This window comes from Psychromonas sp., assembly GCF_983033635.1.
Genome location: NZ_CEZLMY010000272.1, coordinates 1 through 3107 on the forward strand (window position 1 = coordinate 1; position 3107 = coordinate 3107).

The 3107-nt window shown below is 41.6% G+C and carries 3 protein-coding genes; all 3 read left to right on the forward strand.

All coding sequences use genetic code 11. From position 1 onward, the window contains the following. Positions 1-500: PTS transporter subunit EIIC (locus AC4GME_RS18355; protein ID WP_490379997.1), on the forward strand; the 500-nt coding region annotated here is incomplete at its 5' end. An 81-nt stretch (positions 501-581) separates the two neighbouring features. Beyond that, positions 582-1508, forward strand: coding sequence for a fructokinase (gene cscK, locus AC4GME_RS18360; RefSeq protein ID WP_490379998.1), 927 nt, complete (start codon positions 582-584; stop codon positions 1506-1508). A 352-nt stretch (positions 1509-1860) separates the two neighbouring features. After that, on the forward strand, positions 1861-3107 hold a 1247-nt coding region (gene glgC / locus AC4GME_RS18365), incomplete at its 3' end, for a glucose-1-phosphate adenylyltransferase (protein ID WP_490379999.1).

The window sequence follows — 3107 nt, forward strand, 5'->3', positions numbered from 1 at the left end:
TCACAGGGATGCATCACAGCTTTATCGCAATTGAAATACAACTGCTTGCTGATATGGCTGTCACTGGCGGTACATTTATCTTCCCTATTGCGGCAATGTCTAATATTGCGCAAGGTGGGGCAGCATTAGCTGTCGGATTCACAACGAAAGATATCAAAACTAAAGGTATTGCAATTCCATCAGGTGTTACTGCGCTACTGGGTATTACAGAGCCTGCGATGTTTGGTGTGAACTTGAAACTTCGCTACCCGTTTATCGCAGCTATCATTGCAGCAGCTACTTCAAGTGCGGTCATCACAATGTTTAATGTGAAAGCAGGAGCACTAGGCGCAGCGGGTCTGCCGGGCATCATCTCTATCCGTCCAGAAGACGTTATGCCTTATATTGCCGGCATGCTGATTTCGTTTGCAGTGGCATTTTCTCTAACCATCGTACTTGGTGCACGTGCTAAAGCGAAAGATGTAAAAGAAGTAAAAGAAATGAAAGAAGCGACAGCATAATCTCACTTCTTAATCATTAATTAGAAAACCAGTATTGTTAATTAGATACTGGTTTTTCTCTATAAAAACAAAGGGGTTCTTATGAACAGAATTTGGGTTACTGGCGATGCAGTTGTAGATTTAATTCCAGATAACGAAAATAGGTATTTAAAATGTCCGGGTGGTGCCCCCGCTAATGTTGCGGTTGCTGTATCTCGCTTAGGTGGCGACAGCGCATTTTTTGGTCGTGTCGGCCAGGATCCGCTCGGTCGCTTTATGAAAAAAACGCTTGCTAACGAGGGGGTAAATACTGATTTCATGTTACTTGATGAATCGCAGCGCACCTCCACTGTAATCGTTGACTTAGACGATACAGGCGAGCGCAGCTTTACTTTTATGGTCAAGCCAAGTGCAGATCAATTTATGCAACCGACTGATATTCCAGCTTTTGCAGAAAATCAGTGGTTACATGTTTGTTCCATTGCACTGGCTAATGAACCCAGCCGAAGCAGTACTTTCCAGGCGATGCAGCAAATAAAATCAGCTGGTGGATTTATTAGTTTTGATCCCAACCTGCGTGATGAAGTCTGGGCTGATCAAAGCGAAATTAAATCAGTGGTATTAGAGGCGGCGGCAATGGCTGATGTAGTTAAATTCTCCGATGATGAATTATTATTTTTAACCGAGACTGATACCTTAGAGGCAGGTTTAGATGCCATAGCCAAGTTCCAAAATACTCTGGTGCTAATTACTCAGGGTGCAAAAGGCGCATTGGTTATCACTCAGGGCGAAAAAGAGCTGATTGCAGGGAAAGCTGTAAAACCAATTGATACTACCGGTGCCGGAGATGCATTTGTCGGTGGATTAATCTCTTATCTTGCACAAAGCAATAGATGGAGTGACATTGAACATATTCACAAGGCGGTGCAATGGGCAAACGGCTGTGGTGCTTTAGCCACCACTCAAAAAGGCGCAATGACGGCGCTGCCTTTAAGAAACGAGCTTACACAATATCTACTCGATTTATAGCAAGTTTTTTGACGAGATTTACTCTAGTAATAGGGTTATTCAACAATAAAGAAAATAATGTTTCATATTATTTGAGGATAACTAATAAAGAGGAGCTTAATGGTTCCTTTTTAATAAGCAGTAATAGCATTTAGCTACAGGTGATTCTTTGATGCTTATACCTGGCGGAAACTCAGAGATAGGCACAAAGACCGCCCTGCTCCGCTATTAAAGACAATGAGTATTAAAATTGGCTTGGAAGTGATGAGCTGCAACACAGCCATTTCTGCCCATCTGCATAGTAAATTTCATTGATTTTCAGACACAACAAATACCCCTTAATTTCAGATTTAAAATTCATGGAGATTCATTTATGACGCACGATAATGATAGGAATATTAGTAACCTTACTAAAGATACTTATGCATTAATTTTAGCTGGCGGTCGAGGCAGTCGATTGTTCGAGTTAACTAATTGGCGTGCTAAACCCGCTGTATATTTTGGCGGTAAATTCCGTATTATCGACTTTCCATTATCAAACTGTGTCAACTCAGGTGTTCAGCGCGTAGGTATTGCAACTCAATACAAGTCACACTCGTTAATCCGCCATATTAACCGCGGTTGGGGAAGTTTTAAGGCCAATTTATCAGAGTTTGTGGAAATATTGCCGGCATCGCAACGTAATAGTGATGACTGGTATGTAGGGACTGCTGATGCTGTGTATCAAAACATGGATATTATTCGTGCTGAGCGTCCTAAATATATTTTGATTTTATCTGGCGATCATGTGTATCGCATGGATTATGGTGTTCTGATAGCAGAGCATGTAAAAAACAATGCAGATATGACAGTATGTTGTCTTGAAGTTCCAACGGAAGAAGCCGCAGGCAGCTTTGGTGTGATGACTGTAAACAGTGACAATAAAGTTATCGCATTTGGTGAAAAACCAGCACAGCCCAATGAAATACCAGGCAAGCCGGTGCAGTGTTTAGCTTCGATGGGTAATTATGTTTTTAATACTGAATTTTTATTCGAACAGCTGTTAAGCGATTATACGAAAGAAGGCTCCAGCCGTGATTTTGGCCATGATATTATTCCATCAATCATCGAAAAGCATAATGTCTTTGCCTTTGCTTTTAAAGATCCAGATAGTACAAATCAACCTTATTGGCGAGATGTCGGTACCATAGATTCATTTTGGGAAGCAAATATGGAGCTGGTTGAGCCTGAGCCGCAACTCGATTTATATGATAAATCCTGGCCGATTTTCACATATCAAGAGCAGCTTCCGCCTGCTAAATTTATTTTTGATAATGATCAACGCCGTGGTATGGCTGTTGATTCAACGGTTTCCGGCGGTTGTATCATTTCGGGTTCAACAATTCGTAAGTCATTGCTATTCTCAAGTGTTCATACACACTCGCACAGTCTCGTTGAACAATCGGTATTAATGCATGGCAGCCATGTTGGTGAGCACTGTAAATTATTCCGTGTGGTTGTCGACAGTAACTGCAATATCCCGGCAGGCTTAATTATCGGTTATGATAAAGAGCAGGATATAGCAAACGGCTTTCGTGTTTCTGAAAAAGGCATTACGCTTGTCACTCGCGATATGCTTAA